Annotated in this window: 21 protein-coding genes; 12 read left to right on the top strand and 9 right to left on the bottom strand. The window is 70.3% G+C overall.

The genetic code is table 11. The features are described from left to right. The first annotated feature begins 83 nt into the window (after positions 1-83). The 3 genes from ACIBVP_RS23060 to ACIBVP_RS23050 all read left to right on the top strand — a co-directional run bounded on the left by ACIBVP_RS23060 (position 84) and on the right by ACIBVP_RS23050 (position 3,298). Positions 84-620 carry a YbhB/YbcL family Raf kinase inhibitor-like protein gene (locus tag ACIBVP_RS23060; protein ID WP_396108304.1) on the top strand — a complete coding sequence of 179 codons (537 nt, stop codon included), beginning with the start codon at positions 84-86 and terminating at the stop codon, positions 618-620. A 38-nt stretch (positions 621-658) separates the two neighbouring features. Next, positions 659-2,023, top strand: coding sequence for a mycothione reductase (locus tag ACIBVP_RS23055; protein WP_396108303.1), 1,365 nt, complete (start codon positions 659-661; stop codon positions 2,021-2,023). A 354-nt stretch (positions 2,024-2,377) separates the two neighbouring features. Further along, positions 2,378-3,298, top strand: coding sequence for a choice-of-anchor P family protein (locus ACIBVP_RS23050; protein WP_396108302.1), 921 nt, complete (start codon positions 2,378-2,380; stop codon positions 3,296-3,298). 240 nt (positions 3,299-3,538) lie between these two features. Here ACIBVP_RS23050 and ACIBVP_RS23045 read toward each other — a convergent pair whose 3' ends face one another. Further along, positions 3,539-5,059, bottom strand: coding sequence for a cobyric acid synthase (locus ACIBVP_RS23045; protein ID WP_396108301.1), 1,521 nt, complete (start codon positions 5,057-5,059; stop codon positions 3,539-3,541). Positions 5,060-5,094: 35 nt separating this feature from the next. Here ACIBVP_RS23045 and ACIBVP_RS23040 point away from each other — a divergent pair, with 35 nt between their 5' ends. Beyond that, positions 5,095-5,796 carry a hypothetical protein gene (locus tag ACIBVP_RS23040; protein WP_396108300.1) on the top strand — a complete coding sequence of 234 codons (702 nt, stop codon included), beginning with the start codon at positions 5,095-5,097 and terminating at the stop codon, positions 5,794-5,796. 430 nt (positions 5,797-6,226) lie between these two features. Here ACIBVP_RS23040 and map read toward each other — a convergent pair whose 3' ends face one another. Genes map through ACIBVP_RS23025 form a run of 3 tightly spaced genes read right to left on the bottom strand, consistent with a single transcriptional unit; the run spans position 6,227 to position 9,755 of the window. After that, positions 6,227-7,084 carry a type I methionyl aminopeptidase gene (map, locus tag ACIBVP_RS23035; RefSeq protein WP_396108299.1) on the bottom strand — a complete coding sequence of 286 codons (858 nt, stop codon included), beginning with the start codon at positions 7,082-7,084 and terminating at the stop codon, positions 6,227-6,229. 10 nt (positions 7,085-7,094) lie between these two features. Further along, a complete protein-coding gene (locus ACIBVP_RS23030; RefSeq protein ID WP_396108298.1) occupies positions 7,095-8,879 on the bottom strand; it encodes a penicillin-binding transpeptidase domain-containing protein in 1,785 nt (594 codons plus the stop codon). Positions 8,880-8,900: 21 nt separating this feature from the next. Next, complete coding sequence (locus tag ACIBVP_RS23025) at positions 8,901-9,755, bottom strand: GNAT family N-acetyltransferase (protein ID WP_396108297.1); 855 nt, start codon at positions 9,753-9,755, stop codon at positions 8,901-8,903. Between the two features lie 80 nt (positions 9,756-9,835). On the opposite strand from ACIBVP_RS23025, the gene ACIBVP_RS23020 reads away from it, so the two are divergent. After that, a complete protein-coding gene (locus ACIBVP_RS23020) occupies positions 9,836-10,402 on the top strand; it encodes a dihydrofolate reductase family protein (protein ID WP_396108296.1) in 567 nt (188 codons plus the stop codon). Between the two features lie 61 nt (positions 10,403-10,463). Beyond that, the gene (locus ACIBVP_RS23015; RefSeq protein ID WP_396108295.1) at positions 10,464-11,240 is read left to right on the top strand and encodes an alpha/beta fold hydrolase; all 777 of its coding nucleotides are present in this window, start codon (positions 10,464-10,466) and stop codon (positions 11,238-11,240) included. Between the two features lie 44 nt (positions 11,241-11,284). Here the strand turns inward: ACIBVP_RS23015 and ispG are convergent, their stop codons facing one another. Genes ispG through dxr form a run of 3 tightly spaced genes read right to left on the bottom strand, consistent with a single transcriptional unit; the run spans position 11,285 to position 14,899 of the window. Continuing rightward, positions 11,285-12,442 carry a flavodoxin-dependent (E)-4-hydroxy-3-methylbut-2-enyl-diphosphate synthase gene (ispG, locus tag ACIBVP_RS23010; RefSeq protein WP_396108294.1) on the bottom strand — a complete coding sequence of 386 codons (1,158 nt, stop codon included), beginning with the start codon at positions 12,440-12,442 and terminating at the stop codon, positions 11,285-11,287. Positions 12,443-12,451: 9 nt separating this feature from the next. Further along, the gene (locus tag ACIBVP_RS23005; RefSeq protein ID WP_396108293.1) at positions 12,452-13,678 is read right to left on the bottom strand and encodes a M50 family metallopeptidase; all 1,227 of its coding nucleotides are present in this window, start codon (positions 13,676-13,678) and stop codon (positions 12,452-12,454) included. A gap of 6 nt (positions 13,679-13,684) precedes the next feature. Continuing rightward, a complete protein-coding gene (dxr, locus tag ACIBVP_RS23000; RefSeq protein ID WP_396108292.1) occupies positions 13,685-14,899 on the bottom strand; it encodes a 1-deoxy-D-xylulose-5-phosphate reductoisomerase in 1,215 nt (404 codons plus the stop codon). Positions 14,900-14,989: 90 nt separating this feature from the next. Here dxr and ACIBVP_RS22995 point away from each other — a divergent pair, with 90 nt between their 5' ends. The 3 genes from ACIBVP_RS22995 (at position 14,990) to ACIBVP_RS22985 (ending at position 17,258) form a co-directional block, all read left to right on the top strand. Then, positions 14,990-15,253: a DUF2631 domain-containing protein gene (locus tag ACIBVP_RS22995; protein WP_396108291.1), complete on the top strand. Its 264-nt coding sequence runs from the start codon at positions 14,990-14,992 to the stop codon at positions 15,251-15,253. A 176-nt stretch (positions 15,254-15,429) separates the two neighbouring features. Next, complete coding sequence (locus ACIBVP_RS22990) at positions 15,430-16,164, top strand: sugar phosphate isomerase/epimerase family protein (RefSeq protein ID WP_396108290.1); 735 nt, start codon at positions 15,430-15,432, stop codon at positions 16,162-16,164. Continuing rightward, positions 16,161-17,258 (top strand): Gfo/Idh/MocA family protein, encoded by a 1,098-nt coding sequence (locus tag ACIBVP_RS22985; protein ID WP_396108289.1) that lies wholly within the window; start codon positions 16,161-16,163, stop codon positions 17,256-17,258. Before ACIBVP_RS22990 ends, ACIBVP_RS22985 begins: the two co-directional genes overlap by 4 nt. Positions 17,259-17,293: 35 nt before the next feature. Here the strand turns inward: ACIBVP_RS22985 and ACIBVP_RS22980 are convergent, their stop codons facing one another. Both ACIBVP_RS22980 and ACIBVP_RS22975 read right to left on the bottom strand, forming a co-directional pair. After that, positions 17,294-17,893, bottom strand: a complete 600-nt coding sequence (locus tag ACIBVP_RS22980) for a TetR/AcrR family transcriptional regulator (RefSeq protein ID WP_396108288.1) — start codon at positions 17,891-17,893, stop codon at positions 17,294-17,296. A 16-nt stretch (positions 17,894-17,909) separates the two neighbouring features. Then, a complete protein-coding gene (locus ACIBVP_RS22975; RefSeq protein ID WP_396108287.1) occupies positions 17,910-18,266 on the bottom strand; it encodes an arsenate reductase family protein in 357 nt (118 codons plus the stop codon). Between the two features lie 34 nt (positions 18,267-18,300). Here ACIBVP_RS22975 and ACIBVP_RS22970 point away from each other — a divergent pair, with 34 nt between their 5' ends. From ACIBVP_RS22970 to ACIBVP_RS22960, 3 genes are read left to right on the top strand one after another with little or no spacing between them, the layout of a single operon-like run. Beyond that, entirely contained in the window at positions 18,301-18,798 is a 498-nt protein-coding gene (locus tag ACIBVP_RS22970) for a methylated-DNA--[protein]-cysteine S-methyltransferase (protein WP_396108286.1), read from the top strand. Between the two features lie 31 nt (positions 18,799-18,829). Further along, on the top strand, positions 18,830-19,429 hold the full coding sequence (locus tag ACIBVP_RS22965; protein WP_396108285.1) for a sulfite oxidase-like oxidoreductase: 600 nt from the start codon (positions 18,830-18,832) through the stop codon (positions 19,427-19,429). Next, positions 19,422-20,135: an FAD-binding oxidoreductase gene (locus ACIBVP_RS22960; RefSeq protein ID WP_396108284.1), complete on the top strand. Its 714-nt coding sequence runs from the start codon at positions 19,422-19,424 to the stop codon at positions 20,133-20,135. Before ACIBVP_RS22965 ends, ACIBVP_RS22960 begins: the two co-directional genes overlap by 8 nt. Positions 20,136-20,144: the final 9 nt, after the last annotated feature.

The following is a 20,144-nucleotide window of genomic DNA, read 5'->3' as shown; positions in this document are numbered from 1 at the left end:
GTGAACAGCGAGTCGGTTCGCGCGGGGCTAGGGTGGACGCGCCCCCGAAGTGATCATCGGAGTGATCCCCGAATGGAGATGCGATGAGCCTCGAGCGTCCCACCGCACCGGACCCGTACTCCCTGCTCCCCGCCACCGGCTCGTTCACCGTGACGTCGGCCGACGTGGCGGACGGACAGCAGCTGCCCGACAGCGCCGTGCACGACAGCGCGGGCGGCCAGAACTCCTCGCCGCAGCTGTCGTGGGAGGGCGCGCCGGACGGGACGAAGAGCTACGTGGTCACGTGCTTCGACCCGGACGCGCCCGTGCCCGGCGGTTTCTGGCACTGGATCGCGGTGAACATCCCCGCGTCGGTCACGTCGCTGGCCGCGGGTGCGGGCGCCGACGACGCGAGCCTGCCCGGCGACGCGTTCCACGTGCGCAGCGACTTCTCCACCCGCGCCTACGGCGGCGCCGCGCCGCCACAGGGCGACGTGCCGCACCGCTACTACTTCGTGGTGCACGCGGTGGACGTGGAGAAGCTGGACGTCGACGAGAACGTCTCGGCCGCCGTCGTGAGCTTCAACCTGGCGTTCCACACGCTGGCGCGGGCCGTCATCACACCCACCTACCAGCACTAGCAGGAATCCCCGCGAGCCGGTGCGGGTTGAATGACCATGTGACGAACTACGACCTGGTCATCATCGGCACCGGCTCCGGCAACTCCATCCTCGACGAGCGGTTCCGCGACTGGCGCGTCGCGATCGTCGAGAAGGGCACCTTCGGCGGCACGTGCCTGAACGTGGGCTGCATCCCAACGAAGATGTTCGTCCACCCCGCCGACCTCGCCGCCACACCGGCCGCCGCGGCACGGCTCGGCGTCGACGAGACGCTCGACGGCGTCCGCTGGGCCGACATCCGCGACCGGATCTTCGGGCGGATCGACCCGATCGCCACCGGTGGCCGCGAGTACCGCGTCACGCACCCGGACAACGCGAACGTGACCGTGTACGAGGGCACCGCGCGGTTCACCGGGCCGCGAGAGCTGGACGTCGACGGCACGCGGATCACCGCGGACCGGGTCGTGCTCGCCGCCGGGACGCGGCCGGTGCTGCCGGACGTGCCGGGCCTCGACGAGGTCGGCTACCACACCAGCGACACGATCATGCGGCTGGAGACGTTGCCGCGCAGGCTGGTGATCATCGGCAGTGGGTTCGTGTCGGCGGAGTTCGCGCACGTGTTCTCGTCGTTCGGCGTCGAGGTGACCGTCATCGCCCGGTCCGGCGCGCTGCTGCGGCACGAGGACGGCGACATCAGCTCGCGGTTCACGGAGCTGGCCGCCGGAAAGTGGGACGTGCGCCTGAACCAGAAGGTGCTCGGCGCCTCCCGCGACGCGGACGGCATCCGGCTGGACCTGGACGGCGGCTCGCTGTCGACGGACCTCGTGCTCGTCGCGGTCGGCCGCACCCCGAACTCGGACCTGCTGAACCTGCCCGCCGCCGGGATCGAGGTGGCCGACAGCGGGCACGTCGTCGTGGACTGCTTCCAGCACACCACCGCGAACGGCGTGTGGGCGCTCGGTGACATCAGCTCGCCGTTCGAGCTGAAGCACGTCGCGAACCACGAGGCCCGCGTCGTGCAGCACAACCTGCTGCACCCGGACACGCCGATCGAGTCCGACCACCGGTTCGTGCCGCACGCGGTGTTCACGTCGCCGCAGGTGGCGTCGGTGGGGATCACCGAGGAGGAGGCGCGCGAGCGCGGCGTGGAGTACGTCACCGCGAAGCAGGACTACGCCGGCATCGCGTACGGCTGGGCCATGGAGGACACGACCGGATTCGCGAAGCTGATCGCCGACCCGGCGACCGGGCAGCTGCTCGGCGCGCACATCATCGGCCCGCAGGCGTCGACCCTGATCCAACCGTTGATCCAGGCCATGAGCTTCGGGCTGGACGCGCGAAAGATGGCACGCGGCCAGTACTGGATCCACCCGGCGATGCCGGAGCTGGTGGAGAACGCGCTGCTGAACCTGGCGCTGGACTGAGTCCTTATCAGAACGGTTCCGACGCCATTCCTCGGGCTCGGCCCTTCTTGTCGATTCAGAACAATTGAGAGTGATCCGCGTCACGTAAACGTGACGCGTTCGTGATCGAGCGCGTCACTCCTCCGAGTGAGCAGGACACCCGATTGGCCCAGCGCAACCGCCCGCGGAGCAGAGTCGCCTTCCGCATAGTCGCTGATCATCGTACAAATATAACGAATCGATAACGGTGATCGGAAATTGTGGGTGACACTTCTGAGCAAACACTCACTCCTGTCCGTGAATTGACTTCACCGTCGGTAATCACAATTCTGAGGACCTTCCGTCGGGGAACCAATCCGCAGACGAACCCTGGAGATGACCTTGCGTCGTACCCGCATGCTCGCGACCGGATGCGGCCTCGTGGGCGTCGCCGCGCTGGCAGCGGTCCTCACCGCGCCGGCGGCCGCCGCCGACAAGGGCCCGACCGGCTCGGCCTACGCGCTGTCCGTCAAGACGACCCTGCTCGACAAGCCGCTCGTGAAGATCGACCCGCGCCCGGTCGCGGTGTACCCGCGCGGCGGCCGCGACTCACTGGTCGAGGTCGGCCCCAACGTGGCCGGTCTGGTGACCGCGAACGTCCTCAACGCGTCCTCCGTCCTCAAGGGACGCAGCCTGGTCAGCGAGGCCAGCATCGCCGAGGTGGTGGTCAGGAACATCCTGAGCGCGTCGATCGTCGAAGCCGAGTGCGTCGCGGGCCCGTCCGGCGTGAGCGGCACGTCCGCCATCGCCGACCTGACCGTGCTCGGCCAGAAGATCGACGTCACCGTGCCGGGCGAGATCGACGTGCTCGGCATCGCGAAGGTCCGCATCAACGAACAGATCCGCAAGGGCGGCGCCCTCACGGTGAACGCCGTGCACGTGATCATCGGCGGCCCGGTCGGCAACGTCACGAGCGCCGACATCGTGCTGTCGCAGGCGAAGTGCGCGTGGGCGGGCGGCACCGTCCCGACCACCACCACGAAGCCGCCCACCACCACGACGACCCCGCCCGGCGGCACCACGGAGCCGCCGACCGGCACGACCGAGCCGAGCGAACCGACCTCGGGCACCACGTCGGACGACGCCGGGCCGAGCACGTCGACGCAGGGCTTCACCAAGACGGCGAACGACGACGACCTGGCCGAGACCGGCGCGAGCGGCATCCTGCCGATCTCGTTGGCGGGCCTGACCCTCCTCGCCGCGGGCGGCACCGCCCTGGTCATCACGAAGCGCAGGCGCGCCGCGAACCAGGACTGACGTCGCGACCAGCCGCGGCGGTGGGCCCCGGTCCCCACGGACCCCACCGCCGTGGCTTCCGCTTGCGTCGGTGCCGTGGCCTCCGGCCCCCGGTTTCCATTCTCCCAGAGGCCACCGACATCACCCCGGGCTTGACAAGCCCGGAACGTCGGTTGTCCACAAGTCCTTACTTAGAACCAAAAACTGTCACCTGGTCCCGGTAAGCTGGCAACCGGGGGCCGGAGGCCACTCGTGGCATCGTCAGCGGAGCGCTCCCGGCACCTCGTGCCGACTCACCACAAGCCCCGGCAGGTCACGCCGCGGACCGTCCTCGATGAGCCGCGCCAGCGCCGCCGTGTCGAGGTGCTCCGCGACGAGGTCGCCGAGCACGTCGAGCTGCGCGGCCCGCGCGGCGGCGGCGGACGTGTCCGGGGCCGGGACGAACCCGTCACGGCCCGCCCGTTCCGCCGCCCACCGCAGTACGTGCCTGCGAAAGGCGTCGTTGTCGAGCAGCCCGTGCCAGTGGGTGCCCAGCACACGATCGGTCCAGGCCCCTTCCTCTGTCCCGTCGGCCCGCTCGACGAGCGAGGGCGTGCCCTGCCGGACGACCCGGCCGTGGTGGATCTCGTAGCCGCTGACCGGGTGCCCGCACGCGGTCCCGGCCGGCCGGGCCAGGGTCTTCTCGACGGCGAACTCGACGTCGAGGTCGAGCAACCCGAGCCCGGCAACCTCCCCCGCTCCGGACTCGACGTGGTCGACGATGCGGGTGCCCAACATCTGGAACCCACCGCAGATGCCGACCACCGGGAGGTTCGAGCCGACGATCGCGTCGGCGATACCACTGTCCCGCAACCACTTCAGATCATCCACAGTGGACTTGGTGCCGGGCAGCACGACGAGGTCGGCGTCCGCCAGCCGGGACGGCTCGGTGACGAACCGGACCGCGACGCCGGGTTCGCAGGCGAGCGCCTCCACATCGGTCGCGTTGGAGATCCGCGGCAACCGCACGACAGCGACCCGCAACCACTGGTCCCCGTGCGGCGGACGTGGACGTCCGATGACGCCGTCCGCCGCGTACGACAGGGAGTCCTCGGTGTCGAGCCACAGCTCCTCGCGCCACGGCAGCACCCCGGCCACCGGCCGCCCGGTGACGCCGGTTAGCCAGTCCAGGCCCGGTCGCAGCAGGCCGGGATCGCCGCGGAACTTGTTGATCACGAACGCCTGGATCATGGCCTGGTCGGCCGGATCGAGCACGGCGAGCGTGCCGAAGAGGTGCGCGAGCACCCCACCGCGGTCGATGTCGCCCACGACGAGCACGGGCAGGTCGGCGGCACGCGCGAGCCCGAGGTTGGCGACGTCACCCGCGCGGAGGTTGACCTCGGCCGGTGAGCCGGCGCCCTCGCAGACCACGACGTCGAACTCGCACCGCAGTCCGTCCAATGTGGACAGCACGGTGTCGCCGAAATCACGCTGCCGGTAGTCCCGCAGCGTGCCTGCGGGCTTACCGAGGAGCACCACCTGCGAGCTGCGGTCCGAGCCGGGCTTGAGCAGAACGGGGTTGAAGCGAACGCTGGGTTCGAGCCCGGCCGCCCGGGCCTGCATGGCCTGCGCCCGCCCGATCTCCCCGCCTTCGACGGTGACGGCCGAGTTGTTGGACATGTTCTGCGCCTTGAACGGCGCGACCCGCACGCCCTGCCGCGCGAGCCACCGGCAGATCCCGGCGGCCAGCACGCTCTTGCCCGCGTCGGACGACGTCCCGGCGACCAGCAGCGCTCCCCGCATCCGCGTCCTTCCGTTCACCTGCCATCATCGCGGTCATGCCCGCGACACCGGTCACCGCAGTTCTGGTGCACAGCCCGTTCCTCGGCCCGGCGAGCCTACGTCCACTGGCCGACGCGCTCGCGTCGCTGGGTCACCCGGCGGTGCTGCTGGACCTGCGACCGTCGGTGGTGGCGCCGCCCGTGCACCAGGTGCTGCTCGGCGCGTTCGCCGACGCGATGAGCGGGGAACCGCTCGACGGCCCGGTGGTACTCATCGGGCACAGCGGGGCGGGGCCGCTGCTGCCCGCGTTCGCGGACTCCCTCGAGGACGAGGTGGCGGGCCTGGTGTTCGTGGACGCCGGCCTGCCGACCCCCGGCCGCTCGTGGCGGGACACGGTGCCCGCCGCGCTGTACGCGGAACTGCGGGCCCTGTCACGGGAGGGCCAGTTGCCGCGCTGGCAACGGTGGTTCGACCCGGACCCACTCGAGTCGCTGGTCACGGACCCGACCCTGCGCGCGGAGATCGCCGACGAGGCACCGGAGGTACCGATCGCGTTCCTGAAGGAGGAACGCCCGGACGTGACGTGGACCGGCCCCGCAGGCTACGTACAACTGTCGGCCCCCTACGAACAAGACGCGACAACGGCGGAATCAAGAGGCTGGCCAACCCGCCGCCTGCCCACCCACCACCTGGCCCCCGCAACAAACCCAACCCCAGTAGCAGAAGCAATCCTAGAACTCCTAAAAACCCTGCTATAACCCCGCGAGTCACGCGGCAGAACACACCGAGTTGCACGTTTCGTGCAGAGAGAACCAGCACAAAACACACAACACACCCCGCCCGACAACGCGACTCGCGCTTCACAGACACCGCGAGTCACGTCCTTATACACACCCAACCGTCGAGTTCGTGCAGAAGGAACCCGCACGAAACGTACGACTCACCCTGTCCGAGAACGCGACTCGCGCTTCACAGACACCGCGAGTCACGTCCTTATACACACCCAACCGTCGAGTTCGTGCAGAAGGAACCCGCACGAAACGTACGACTCACCCTGTCCGAGAACGCGACTCGCGCTTCATAGATACTGCGAGTCACGTCCTTATACACACCGAACTGTTGAGTTCGTGCAGGGCGGGTCTGCACGAAACGTGCGGCTCGGCATGTTCTGGGGCGTGACTCGCGGGGTTACGGGAGGGTTAGGATTTCTGCGCCGTTGTCGGTGACTACCAGTGTGTGTTCGAACTGGGCGGTCCAGCTCTTGTCCTTGGTGGTGACGGTCCAGCCGTCGTTCCAGATGTCGTAGTCGATGCCGCCCAGGGTGATCATCGGCTCGATGGTGAAGGTCATGCCCTTCTCGATGACCGTGTCGACCTTGGGCTCCTCGTAGTGGAGGATCACCAGGCCGCTGTGGAAGCTTCTGGCGATGCCGTGGCCGGTGAAGTCGCGGATGACGCCGTAGTCGAAGCGCTTGGCGTACGACTCGATCACCCGGCCGATCACGTTCAGGGCGCGCCCGGGCCTCACCGCCTTGATGGCGCGCATCGTGGCCTCGCGTGTGCGTTCCACCAGCAGGCGCGCCTCCTCCGACACGTCGCCGGCGAGGAACGTCGCGTTCGTGTCGCCGTGGACGTCACCGATGTACGCCGTCACGTCGATGTTGACGATGTCGCCGTCCTCGATGCGGGTCGTGTCCGGGATGCCGTGGCAGATCACCTCGTTGAGCGACGTGCAGCACGACTTGGGAAAGTGCCGGTAGCCGAGCGTCGACGGGTACGCGCGGTGGTCGAGCAGGAACTCGTGCACGATCGCGTCGATGTCGTCGGTGGTCGCGCCCGGCTTGACGGCCTTGCCGCCCTCCTGCAGCGCCTGCGCCGCGATCCGGCCCGCGACGCGCATCGCCTCGATCACCTCGTCGGGCTGCACCCACGGGTCCGTGTTCCGGGCAGGCGCGGGTTTGTCGACGTACTCCGGCCGCGGGATGGACGACGGGACCGGGCGACGCGGTGACTGGACACCGGGCTTCAACGGGGCGCGAACGGGCATGCACCCCAGCCTAAGACAGGCCCGACAGGAACCTGGTCGCGGCCACCACGGCCTTGCTCGACTTCTCCGCCCCCGTCAGCAGCACCGCGAACGCCAGGTCACCGCGATACCCGACGAACCAGCCGTGCGCGTGCGTCCCGTCGCCGTACTGGGCGGTGCCGGTCTTGCCGTGCAGGTCCGGGAACACCCGCAGCGACGGTGTGATCCGCACCATCTCCCGCATCATCCCCCGCACGCCGTCCAGCACCTGCGGTGACACCGGCTCGACCTGCGTGTCCGCCTCGGTCGTGGCACCGCGCAGCAGCGTCGGCGTCGGCATCTTGCCCGTGGCGACCGTCGACACCAGCAACGCCATCCCGAACGGGCTCGCCACCACCTTGCCCTGGCCGAACCCGTCCTCGGCCCGCTCGACCACGTTCGACGCGGGCGGCACCGAGCCGGTCACCGTGGTGGCGCCGGGCATTACGAAGTCCACGCCGAGACCGAGGCTCTTCGCCATGTTCGTCAGCTCCGACGGCCCCATCCGCGTCGCGAGCTGCGCGAACGTCGTGTTGCACGAGTGCGCGAACGCGCTGGACAGCGGGATCGTGCCCTTGTCGAACCTGCCGGAGTTGGGGATCACGCGGCCCTCGACGGTGATGGTCGCCGGGCAGCCGACCTTCGTCGCGCCGGTGACCTTGCCGGTGGCCAGCGCCGACGCCGCCGTGACGATCTTGAACGTCGATCCCGGCGGATAGCGGCCCATCAGCGCGACCGGGCCCTCCTTGTCGGCGACCGCGTTCTGGGCGACCGCCAGCAATTCCCCCGTCGACGCCTGCATGGCGACGATCATCGACGGCGTCTTCTCCAGGTCCACCGCGGCCTGCGCGGCGTTCTGCGTCGCGACGCTCAGCGTGGTGGTCGCCGCCTTCGCCGGCTCGGCGGCCTTGGCGTACAGCTCCTCGACCTCCGCACCGGTCGGGTCGGTCGTGATCACCCGCCAGCCCGCCTTGCCGGTCAGGTCGGCCTCGACGACCTTGCGGAGGCCCGGCAGCAGGGTGGGCGCGAACTTCTTGTCGTCGGCGAGCAGCCGCGGCGCGGACGTGAACCGCACCCCGGGCAGGTCGTAGATCCTGGGTTTCACCAGGTCGTAGTCGCCCTGTCGCAGCGCGACCACCTGGTAGGGCTGCCCGGCGGGAGTCTTGCCGGCGCCCGCGAGGATCGACGCCTGCGTGATCGTCCGGTCGAACCCGTTCAGCGCGGTCGCGAGCGCACCGGCGACGGACCGCACGTTCCCGGCCTTCTCCTTCTCCAGCAGCACGGAGATGACCCGGTTCGGCGCGAGCACGAGGTTGCCGTCCCGGTCGAGAACCGGCGCCAGGTCCGGCTCCTCGCCCTGCACGGCGATCGCCTGCTGCTGCGACAACTTGGGGTGGATGACCGTCGGGGTCCAGTGGACCTGCCATTCGTCGTTCGACTCACGCAGCTCGATGTGGCTCTCGTAGGTCCACTGCCTGCCCGCACCGAGGTCCCAGGTGACCGAGTAGGCGACGTTCGCGGTCGACGAGCCGTCGGCCTGGTTGACCTCCTCGACCTTCGTGCGCACCGACTTGGGCTCCAGGGCCGCGCGCACGGCGGCCATCTGGTCCTTCGCGCTGTCCGGCGAGTCGGTCTCCCCGGCGGCCCCGTCGAGGTCGCCCTTGGCGAACGCGCTGAGGAAGGCGTTCGCCGTGTCGCCCGGTTGCGGGCCCGACATGCTGCAGGCGACGAGCGGTGTGACGAGGACCAGAACAGCCGCCAGACGGGTGACACGCACGACGGCGAGTATGCCGGAAGATCAGAACAGAACGGTGGCGTACTGGCCCACGCGAGTGAAGCCGATACGTTTGTACGCCGACAGGGCGACCACGTTGTAGGCGTTCACGTAGAGGCTCGCGGTCCGCCCCAGCCCGCGCACGAGCCGGTCCACGACGGCGGCCGTGCCGGTCGAGCCGAGGCCGTGACCACGACGGTCCGGGTGCACCCAGACGCCCTGGATCTGGCCGACCGCCGACGACAGGGCGCCGATCTCCGCCTTGAACACGACCTCGCCACCCTCGAACCGGGCGAACGCGCGGCCAGCGGCGATCAGCTCGGCGACCCGGGCGCGGTAGCTCGCGCCACCGTCACCCGCGCGGGGGTCGACGCCGACCTCCTCGATGAACATCGCGACCGCGGCGGGCAGGTAGCGCTCCAGCTCGTCCGGACGGACGGGCCGCACCAGCGGGTCCGGCGCGATGGCGGGGACCTTGCCGGTCGACATGAGCGGCTGGTCGTCCCGCACCTCGCGGGCCGGGCCCCAGTCCAGCTCCAGCTCCGACCACAGCCCCATCACCTGCTCGGCGGGACCGACCACCGACGAGCACATGCGCCGCCGCCGCAACGCCCGGTCGGCGAACGCGCGCAGCGCCGACCGGTTGCCGTGCAACGGGATCAGGTTCGACCCGACGAAGCACAGCGAGTCGAGGCGGCCACCGCGGAACCCACGCGGCTCACAACCCCACAGCTCACCGCCCAGCCGCCAGGGATCCATGCCGAGGTTCTCGATCCGAGACGCGACCATGCACGACGCGACGGGATCCGCCATGAGCATCGCGCGCACGGCCAACCGATCCCGCTCGTCGAGCAGCCGCGCTCCAGCAAGCCGCAACACGTACTCCAGCGTGCCAGATGAACGGTCGGCAAGACAGTCGACCCGCGATGAGTTCCGCGCGCCGCGGCAGTCTGACAGGCATGGGCAAACTCACCTACGGCATGAACGTGTCGCTGGACGGCTACATAGTCGACGCGAACGGCAACTTCGACTGGAGCGAACCGAGCGCCGAACTGCACCAGTACTGGAACGACCGGGAGCGCGAGATCGCCGTCGCACTGTACGGGCGGCGGATCTACGAGCTGATGTCCGCGTACTGGCCGACGGCCGACCAGGACCCGGACGCCGACGAGATCACCCTCGACTTCGCCAGGGTCTGGTGCGCGATGCCGAAGGTGGTGTTCTCGAAGACCCTGGAGTCGGTGGACGGGAACTCCCGGCTCGAACGCGGGGACGTCGTCGAGGTCGCGACCAGGCTGAAGGCCGAGACCGACGGCCTCATGGAGGTGGCGGGCGCGACGCTGGCGGCCCCGCTCGTGCAGGCGGGGCTGGTGGACGAGTTCCGGGTCGTGGTCAGCCCGGCCGTGGTGGGTGGCGGCACGCCGTTCTTCCCGGTGCTGTCGTCGCACATCCCGCTGCGGCTGGTGGAGCACCGCGCCTTCGCGGGCGGGAGCGTCCTGCTGGGGTACGAGGCGGTACGCGGCTGATCGGACATACTGCCGTCCATGACCGGAACCACTGAACCCGGCACGGGCTACGCCGAGCTGGGTGACCTGCGGATGTACTACGAGGTCCACGGCGAGGGCGGGACACCCCCTGCTCCTGCTGCACGGTGGCCTGTTCGACATCGACCAGCAGTTCGGCGCGGTGCTGCCCGGGCTCGCGGCGGGTCGCCAGGTCATCGCGTGCGACTTCCAGGCGCACGGCCGCACCAACGACGTCGACCGGCCGCTGCGCAGCGCGGACCTGGCCGGCGACGTGGTCGGCCTGCTGGGGCACCTGGGGGTGTCGACGGTCGACGTGTTCGGCTTCAGCGTGGGTGGCGCGGTGGCGCTGTACCTGGGGATCCACCACCCGGAGCTGGTGCGCAGGCTCGTGGTCTCGTCGGTGTCGTTCCACCCGGACGGCGACCGGCCCGAGAACAGCGAGGCGGTCGGCGAGATGACCGTCGACATGATCGCGGGCACCCCGATGGAGGCGGCGTACCTGGCCAAGTCGCCGCACCCCGACAAGGAGCACCTGCAGACGCTGCTCACCAAGCTGGGCGGCTACGACAAGGGCTTCGCGGGCTGGTCGGACGACCAGATCGCCGACATCCAGGCGCCGACCCTCATCACGGTCGGCGACTGCGACGCGGTGAAGCTCGAGCACGCCGTGAAGTTCCTGCGGCTGCGCGGCGGCGACGTGAACGGCGACTTCGTCGGCGTGCCGAGGTCCCAGCTGGCGGTCTTCCCCGGCACGACCCACTTCTTCGGCCTGGCGAGGACCGAACTGGTGGTGGACGTGGTGACGACGTTCCTCGACGCCCCGGAGCAGGCGGACTAGCCGCGCGACCGCGCCCCGGCGGCGAACGGGCTGGTCGGCCCGTCCTAGGAGACCGTGACGGTCGGGGTGCCCGCTTCGGCGGCCTCCCCGGCCTCCTCCGCGATGCGCATGGCCTCCTCGATCAGGGTCTCCACGATCTGGTGCTCGGGCACGGTCTTGATGACCTCGCCCTTCACGAAGATCTGGCCCTTGCCGTTGCCGGACGCCACGCCCAGGTCCGCCTCGCGGGCCTCACCTGGCCCGTTCACGACACAGCCCATGACGGCCACGCGCAGCGGGATCTCCATGCCATCGAGGCCCGCGGTGACCTCGTCCGCCAGCTTGTAGACGTCCACCTGCGCGCGCCCGCACGACGGGCAGGACACGATCTCCAGCTTGCGCGGCCGCAGGTTCAGCGACTGCAGGATCTGCGTGCCGACCTTGACCTCCTCGACGGGTGGCGCGGACAGCGACACGCGGATGGTGTCGCCGATGCCCTGCCGCAGCAGCGCGCCGAACGCCACCGCCGACTTGATCGTGCCCTGGAACGCCGGGCCCGCCTCCGTGACGCCGAGGTGCAGCGGGTAGTCGCACTGCTCGGCCAGGATCTCGTACGCCCGGACCATGATCACCGGGTCGTTGTGCTTCACCGAGATCTTGATGTCGTGGAAGTCGTGTTCGGCGAACAGCGACGCCTCCCACAGCGCCGACTCGGCGAGCGCCTCAGGCGTGGCCTTGCCGTACTTCTTGAGCAGCCGGGGGTCCAGCGAACCGGCGTTGACGCCGATGCGGATCGGGGTGCCGTGGTCGCGCGCGGCGGCCGCGATCTCCTTCACCTTGTCGTCGAACTTCTTGATGTTGCCCGGGTTCACGCGCACGGCCGCGCACCCGGCCTCGATGGCGGCGAAGACGTAGCGCGGCTGGAAGTGGATGTCGGCGATGACCGGGATCTGCGACTTGGCGGCGATCGCGGGCAGCGCCTCGGCGTCGTCCTGCGACGGGCACGCCACCCGCACGATGTCGCAGCCCGCCGCGGTCAGCTCGGCGATCTGCTGCAGCGTCGCGTTGACGTCCGCGGTCAGGGTGGTGGTCATCGACTGCACGGAAATCGGGAACTCGCTGCCGACCCCGACCTTGCCGACCATCAACTGACGGGTCTTGCGCCGCTCTGCCAACACGGGCGGAGGCGTACCCGGCATGCCCAGCATGATGCCCTCGGTCATACGTTCAGCCTACTGGCCGATACGGATCGGGTTCACGATGTCCGCTGTGATGGTCAGCAACATGACCGCGCCACCTATGAAGATGAACACCATGGTGACCGCCGACAACTTTGTGTAGTCGACCGGGCCGCCCGCGGGTTTGCCGCGGAGCTTGCGCAGCCAGTCGCGGATCTTCTCGTAGAACAGCACCGCGATGTGGCCGCCGTCCAGCGGCAGCAGCGGCAGCAGGTTGAACACGCCCACGAAGAAGTTCAGCGTGGCCAGGAGCAGCAGGAACAGCTCCCACACGCCCCGCTCGACGGCGTCACCACCGATGATCGACGCGCCGACGACGCTGACCGGGGTGTCGGGGTCGCGCTCACCGCCGCCGATGGCCTCGATGACCTTCGGGATCTTCTCCGGGAACGCCAGCAGGCCCTCCCAGACGCGGACGAACATGGTGCCGGTGAACTCGAGCGACCCGCCGACGGCGCTGGCCGCCGTGTACTGGTAGACGGGCGTGCTGGTGACGCCGATCGCGCCGACCTCGACGAGCTTGTTGTCCTCGGTGTTGTCCGGGGTGTCGTCCGGTGCCACGCGCTGGACGGTCTGGATGTCGATCGTCACCGTGCGCTCGGTGCCGTCGCGGAGGATCACGAACTCGTGCGCACCGGAGAGCTGCTGCACCCGCGCCACCACGTCCGACCAGGTCGGGGTGGCCTTGCCGTCGATGCTGACGATCTCGTCGCCGGGCCGCAGGCCCGCGTCCCGCGCGGGCGCCGGGTCGCTCGGGCCGCACTCGGCGTACTCGTACGTCTTCACGTCCTGGGTCGACGCGGCGCAGTCGGTGCCGCTGATGACCGGGGTGCCCGCCACGTTCGGCAGGCCCATGGTCGCGGCCATCAGGTACAGGATGATGAACCCGAGGATGAAGTGCGTCACGGAGCCCGCGACCATCACGACGAAGCGCTTCCACGTCGGGTAGCGCCACATCGCGCGCGGCGCCTCGTCCGGCGTGACCTCGTCGAGCGCGGTCATGCCGGCGATGTCGCAGAAGCCGCCCGCGGGGATCGCCTTCAGTCCGTACTCGGTCTCACCGCGCCGGAAGGACCAGATCTTCGGGCCGAAGCCGATGAAGTACCGCCGCACCTTCATGCCGAAGGCCTTGGCGGCCCACATGTGCCCCGCCTCGTGCAGTGCCACCGACACGCAGATCCCGAGCGCGAACAGCACGACCCCAAAGAGCCATGTGAGCAAGTTCCGTCAGTCCTTTCCTACCCCGCCGCGAGACAGCAGCTCACGGGCGCGGGCACGGGCCCAGTCCTCCGCCGCGAGCACCTCGTCGACGCCTGCCGGCTCACGGTGCCAGTCGGACGCGTCGTCGAGGACGTGTTCGACAGTGTCCACAATCGCGGTGAAGGCCGTGTGTCCTTCGACGAAGCTCGCGACGGACTCCTCGTTCGCGGCGTTGTAGATCGCGGGCAGGCAGCCGCCCGCCGTGCCTGCCTGCCGGGCGAGCCGCACCGCCGGGAACGTGTCGTCGTCCAGTGGCTCGAACGTCCACGCGGTCGGCTCGGCGAACGTCGCGGGCCGCGCCGCGCCCGGCACCCGGTCCGGCCAGCCCAGTGCCAGCGAGATCGGCAGCCGCATGTCCGGCGGGCTGGCCTGCGCCAGCGTGGAGCCGTCGGTGAAGGTCACCATCGAGTGGATCACCGACTGGGGGTGGACGACCACGTCGATGCGCTCGTACGGAACGCCGAACAGCAGGTGCGCCTCGATCAGTTCGAGGCCCTTGTTGACCAGTGTGGCCGAGTTGATCGTGATGACCGGGCCCATGTCCCAGGTCGGGTGGGCCATCGCGTCGGTGACGCCGACACCGGCGAGGTCGGCGCGCCTGCGGCCGCGGAAGGGGCCACCGGAGGCGGTCAGCACGAGCCGCGCCACCTCGTGGTCCTGCCCGCCGCGCAGGCACTGCGCGATCGCGGAGTGCTCGGAGTCGACCGGCACGATCTGGCCCGGCTTGGCGGCCTTCAGCACCAGCGGACCGCCCGCGATCAGCGACTCCTTGTTCGCCAGCGCGAGCGTGGCGCCCGTGTCGAGCGCGGTCAGCGTCGGCGCGAGGCCGCGGGACCCGGTGATCGCGTTCAGCACGATGTCCGCCGGAACGGTCTCGATCAGCTCGGTGACCGCGTCGGGCCCGGCGAGGACGCGCGGCATGGCGAACTCGCCGCGGTCGTAGCCGCGTTTCTGCGCCTCGGCGTAGATCGCGAGCTGGACGTCCTCGGCGGCGGTCGCCCGTGACACGGCGACGGCACGGACCCGGTGCGTGAGCGCCTGCGCGGCGAGCGCGGCGGGGTCCGCGCCGCCGGCGGCCACGCCGACGACGTCGAAGCGGTCGGGGTTGGCCGCGATCACGTCCAGGGCCTGGACGCCGACCGAGCCCGTGGACCCCAGTACGAGCACGGTGCGTTGGTTCATCGCACCCCATTGTTCCCGACGCCCTCGAACGCGCCGGTCCGGGGCGTTGTGGGAGCATGAGCACGAAGTTCCGAACGCCGAGGAGGGGACGTGGCAGGCTCACAGCTGCAGAAGCGGGCCAAGAACGCGGTCGACCCGCACGAGGAGCCGTCGGCGCCGTGGGGCTGGCACGGCAGCTTCCCCCGTGGCCGTGAGATCGGCGGCTGGATCACCGCGATCGCCGTCTTCGCGATGGCCTTCATCGGCAACCACATCGCCGAGACCGAGCGGCTGTGGCTGCTGGGCATCGGCGCGTTCCTCGTGATCTACCTGATCTGGGCGCGCGTGCGGCAGCGCACGGCCTGGCGCCGCTGACATCTCTTGACAGCACCGGCCAGCCCGCGGCACGTGTCGCGGGCTGGCCGGTGCTGTGCTTCGCGCTCACTCCCCCGACCTTCCCCCGAGAAAGTTCTGGCGTGAATTTCTACCACCTGGTAGAAAACTATGAGAGCGCTTCCATACCGCGGGCACAGTCCTAGGGGAGAGTGGTCATGAGCAAGCTTTCGGTACAGCTGTACTCCGTCCGGGAGGCGTTCGGCGGTGATCCGGACGGCACCCTCGCCAAGCTGGCGAGCATCGGATTCACCCAGGTCGAGCCGTTCGGACTGGTCGAGCGCGCGGACGTGCTGCGCACGGCGCTCCCCGAGCACGGGCTGACCGCGCCCACCGCGCACGCGAAGCTGATCGGGGTCGACCAGGACGAGGTGTTCGCGGCGGCCGTCGCGTGCGGGGTCGCGACCGTCATCGACCCGTTCGTGCCCGACGAGCAGTGGCGCACCGAGTCCGACGTCGCGGCGACCGCCGCCGCGCTGAACGCGGCCGCCAAGCGAGCCGCGGACCTCGGCCTGGCCGTCGGCTACCACAACCACTGGTGGGAGCTGCGGAACACGATCGGCGACCGGACCGCGTTCGAGGTGTTCGCCGACCAGCTCGATCCGGAACTGGTGCTGGAGGTCGACACGTACTGGGCCGCCGCGGGCGGGGCGGACGTGCCCGCGCTGCTGACCGCGCTTGGCTCGCGGGTCACGGCGCTGCACGTCAAGGACGGTGACCTCGCCACCGACGCGAGCGGTCAGGTGCCCGCCGGGCAGGGCCGTGTGCCCGTCGGCGACGTGCTCGCCGCCGCGCCGGACGCGCTGCGCGTCATCGAGTTCGACGCCTACGCGGGCGACATCTTCGAGGGCCTCGCCGCGAGCCACTCCTACGTCACCGGCCTCGCGCGATGACGGGGCCCGTGGGCGTCGGCATCATCGGTGCCGGCGTCATCAGCGACACCTACCTCGAGAACCTCACGTCGTTCCCCGACGTCCGCGTGCTGCGGATCGCCGACCTCGACACCGCCCGCGCGGCGGCGCAGGCGGACAAGCACGGGGTCCCCCACTCCGGCACGACGGCCGAGCTGCTGGCCGACCCCGAGGTCGAGCTGGTCGTGAACCTCACGATCCCGGTCGCGCACGTGGAGATCGGTCTCGCCGCACTCGACGCAGGCAAGCACGTGTGGGCGGAGAAGCCCCTCGCCCTGGACCGCGCGTCCGGCCGCAAGCTGCTCGACCGGGCGCGGGAGAAGGGCCTGCGGGTGGCGAGCGCACCGGACACCGTGCTCGGCGCGGGCCTGCAGACCACGCGCCGGGCGATCGACGAGGGCCGCATCGGCGAGCCGAGGACGGGGCTCGCGATCTTCCAGACCCCGGGTCCGGAGAGCTGGCACCCGGCGCCGGAGTTCCTGTTCCAGGCGGGCGGCGGGCCGCTGCTCGACATGGGCCCGTACTACCTGACAGCGCTGGTGCAGCTGCTCGGCCCGATCCACCGGGTCACCGGCGCGGGCGGCCGGAACCGGGAGACCAGGGTGATCGGCTCGGGGCCGCGCGCCGGCACGGAGTTCGCGGTGACGGTACCGACGACGGTCACCGCACTGGTGGACTTCGAACGCGGCGGGTCGGCGCAGGTGGTGCTGAGCTTCGACTCGGCGCTGCGGCGCATCCTGCTGGAGGTGACCGGCACACGGGGCGCGGCGGTGGCCCCGGACCCGAACGGGTTCGACGGCCCGACGCTGGTCCACCCGCTCGGCAGCACGGAGCTGACGGAGCTGCCCGCGGTCGGCCACGGCGCGTCGCGGGGCACGGGCGCGCTCGAACTGGCACGCGCGATCCGTGCCGGCGTACCGGAACGGGCGTCGGGCGAGCTGGCCTACCACGTGCTCGACGCGATGCTCGCCATCGAGGAGTCGATCGGCTCCGGCGAGCCGGTACGGGTGGAGAGCACGGTGGCGGTGCCGCCCGCGCTCCCGGAGGACTGGGACCCGTACGCGCGAACCCTGTGACCGGACCGCGCTGAAGGGGTCCTTCAGTGCGTCCGCTACAGGGGATCGGCCAGCACGCTGTCCAGGAAGTGGCGCAACGTCCCGACGAGGTCCACCTCGTCCGGGACGGTGAGCCACTGCACCTGCAACCCGTCCATCAACGCGACGAACGTGAGCGCCGCGGCGGCGGGGTCGACGCCGTCGCGCAGCTCACCCAGCTCGGCGAGCACCCGGAACGACTCGAAGGTGGACCGGCGGGCGATCCGGTAGTGCCGCACGAAGTAGCCGTGCGCGGGGTGGTCCGGCGCGACTGCCTCCGCCGCGAGCCGGGAGTACAGGTCGACGATCCCGGGGTGGGTGACGTTGTGCTCGGCGAGCGCGATGAAGTGCCGCAGCACCTCCCGGCCTGGTGGCGCGTCGAGTTGCTCCCGTTCGGCGTCCTCGGCGTCCCGCCGCTCCAGGACCGCGGCGAGCAGGGCTTCCTTGGTGGGGAAGTAGTACAGCAGACCCGCGTGCGTGATCCCGGCCCGTTTGGCCACCTCCCGCAGCGACGACCCGTGGTACCCGGCCTCCCCGTACACGGCTACGGCCGCCGTGAGGATGTCCTCCCGGCGGATCCGGCCCTTGGGGTAACCCCCGCCCTCGGCGGTGCGCACCCGCCCATCATGCCGGTCATGGCAGGACCGAACGCACTGCCTCCTCGCTGCGGCCCACGACGGTGGTGCCGTCGTCGGCGGTGATGATCGGACGCTGGATCAGCTTCGGGTTCTCGACCAGCGCGGTGATCCACCGGGCACGGTCGGCCGGGGTGCGGGTCCAGGACTTGAGGCCGAGTTCCTTGGCGACCGGCTCGGTCATGCGCGTGATGTCCCACGGCTCGAGGTCGAGGCGCTTCAGGACCTTCGTGATCTCGGCGGCGGTCGGCGGGTCCTCCAGGTAGCGGCGCACGGTGTACCCGGCGCCCGCCGCGTCCAACATGGACAGCGCGGACCGGCACTTCGAACAGGCGGGGTTGACCCAGATCTCCATCTCACGTCTCCGTGCGTCGGGGCGTCTACGAGGCATGAAGGTATACGCGACGCCCGGCACGATCACGCACACCGTCCTCGACTCCCCCATCGGCGGCCTCACGGTGATCGCCGACGACGGGGTAGTGACCGGGCTCTACTTCCCCGACCACTGGGGGCGGCCCGACCCTCAGATGGGTGTGCGCGACGACGACGCCTTCGCCGAGGTGGCGCGGCAGCTCGGCGAGTACTTCGCCGGGACACGCTCCTCCTTCGACCTCCCCATGCGTGCCGACGGCGACGACTTCCAGCGGGCGGTGTGGGCGCAGGTCGCGAAGATCCCGGCCGGTGGGACCACCACGTACGGCGACATCGCCGCCGCGCTGGGCGCGCGGGCGCGGGACGTGGGCGCGGCGGTGGGCCGCAACCCACTGTGCGTGCTGGTGCCGTGCCACCGGGTCGTCGGCCGGGACGGGAAGCTCACCGGGTACGCGGGAGGGTTGCGGCGCAAGCGTTTTCTGCTGGATCTCGAGGACTGGGGCCGACTGTGGTGACGCGTGTCCGCGAGGGGTAGCGTCTGCCTCGATGAGCATTGTGAGCAGGGGTTTTCACGGTCGTCGCGAACCGGCGGCGGCCGATCTCCCGCCCGGCCAGTACCTCACGCGGGACTTCCCCGTCCTGCAGGCCGGGCCGACGCCACGGGTCGACCTCGACACATGGCAGTTCACGATCAGCAACGAGGCTGGCGCGAAGTACACCTGGTCGTGGCGAGAGCTGCTCGCCCTCCCGAGTGAGAAGACCACCACCGACATCCACTGCGTGACCAAGTGGTCGAAGCTGAAGACGACGTGGGAGGGCGTGTCCCTCGACACGCTCTTCGAGAACGTCGAAATCGCCGCGGACTACGCGCTTGTCCACTCCTACGGCGGCTACACCACGAACATGCCGGTGGCGGACCTGCTCGACGGCAGGGCGTGGATCGCCTACCGCTACGAGGGCGAGGACCTCACGCCCGAGCACGGCGGCCCCGCCCGGTTGCTGGTGCCGCACCTGTACTTCTGGAAGTCGGCGAAGTGGGTCACGGGCATCGACCTGCTGCACGACGACGAGCCGGGGTTCTGGGAGCAGCTGGGCTACCACAACTACGGCGACCCGTGGCGCGAGCAGCGCTACACCGATGACTGAGGCGCCGGTGCGCCGCCGCACCCGGTGGCTCGCGGCGACCGTGCACACCGTCCGTTCCGAAACGTCGGTCGCCCGCACGATCGTGCTCGACGTGCCCGGCTGGCCAGGGCACGTCGCCGGTCAGCACGTCGACGTGAAGCTGACCGCCGCCGACGGCTACAGCGCCCAGCGCAGCTACTCGCTCGCCGCGCCCGCCGACGGCGAGCGGATCGAGCTGACCGTGCAACGGGTCGAGGACGGTGAGGTGTCGCCGTACCTGGTGGACGAGGTGCTGCCGACGGACCAGATGGAGATCCGCGGTCCGGTCGGCCGCTGGTTCACCTGGCACGCGACGGAACCCGGCCCGGTGCTGCTGGTGGCGGGCGGGTCGGGGATCGTCCCGCTGATGGCGATGGTCCGCGCACGCGCGCGGGCCGGGAGCAGGGCGCCGTTCACGCTCGTCTACTCGACCCGCGGACCGTCGGACGTGTTCTACGCGGACGACCTGGCGGCAACGGACGTCGACACCACGATTCTGTACACGCGTACCGCCGTGGGCACCCGCCCGGCGGGCCGGATCACGGCGGCGGACCTGCCGGAGGTGACGAACGCGCGCGTGTACGTGTGCGGCCCGACCGGTTTCGTCGAGACGGTGTCGGACCTGCTGCTGGCACGCGGCCACGACGCGGCGCACATCCGGACGGAGCGGTTCGGCCCGACCGGATGACGACATGGT

Origin of the sequence: Actinophytocola sp. NPDC049390, assembly GCF_044466355.1 — a bacterium.
Classification (GTDB): Bacteria; Actinomycetota; Actinomycetes; order Mycobacteriales; family Pseudonocardiaceae; genus Actinophytocola.
Note: the sequence above shows the minus strand (reverse complement) of the source record. Positions and strands in the feature narration are given on the sequence as shown.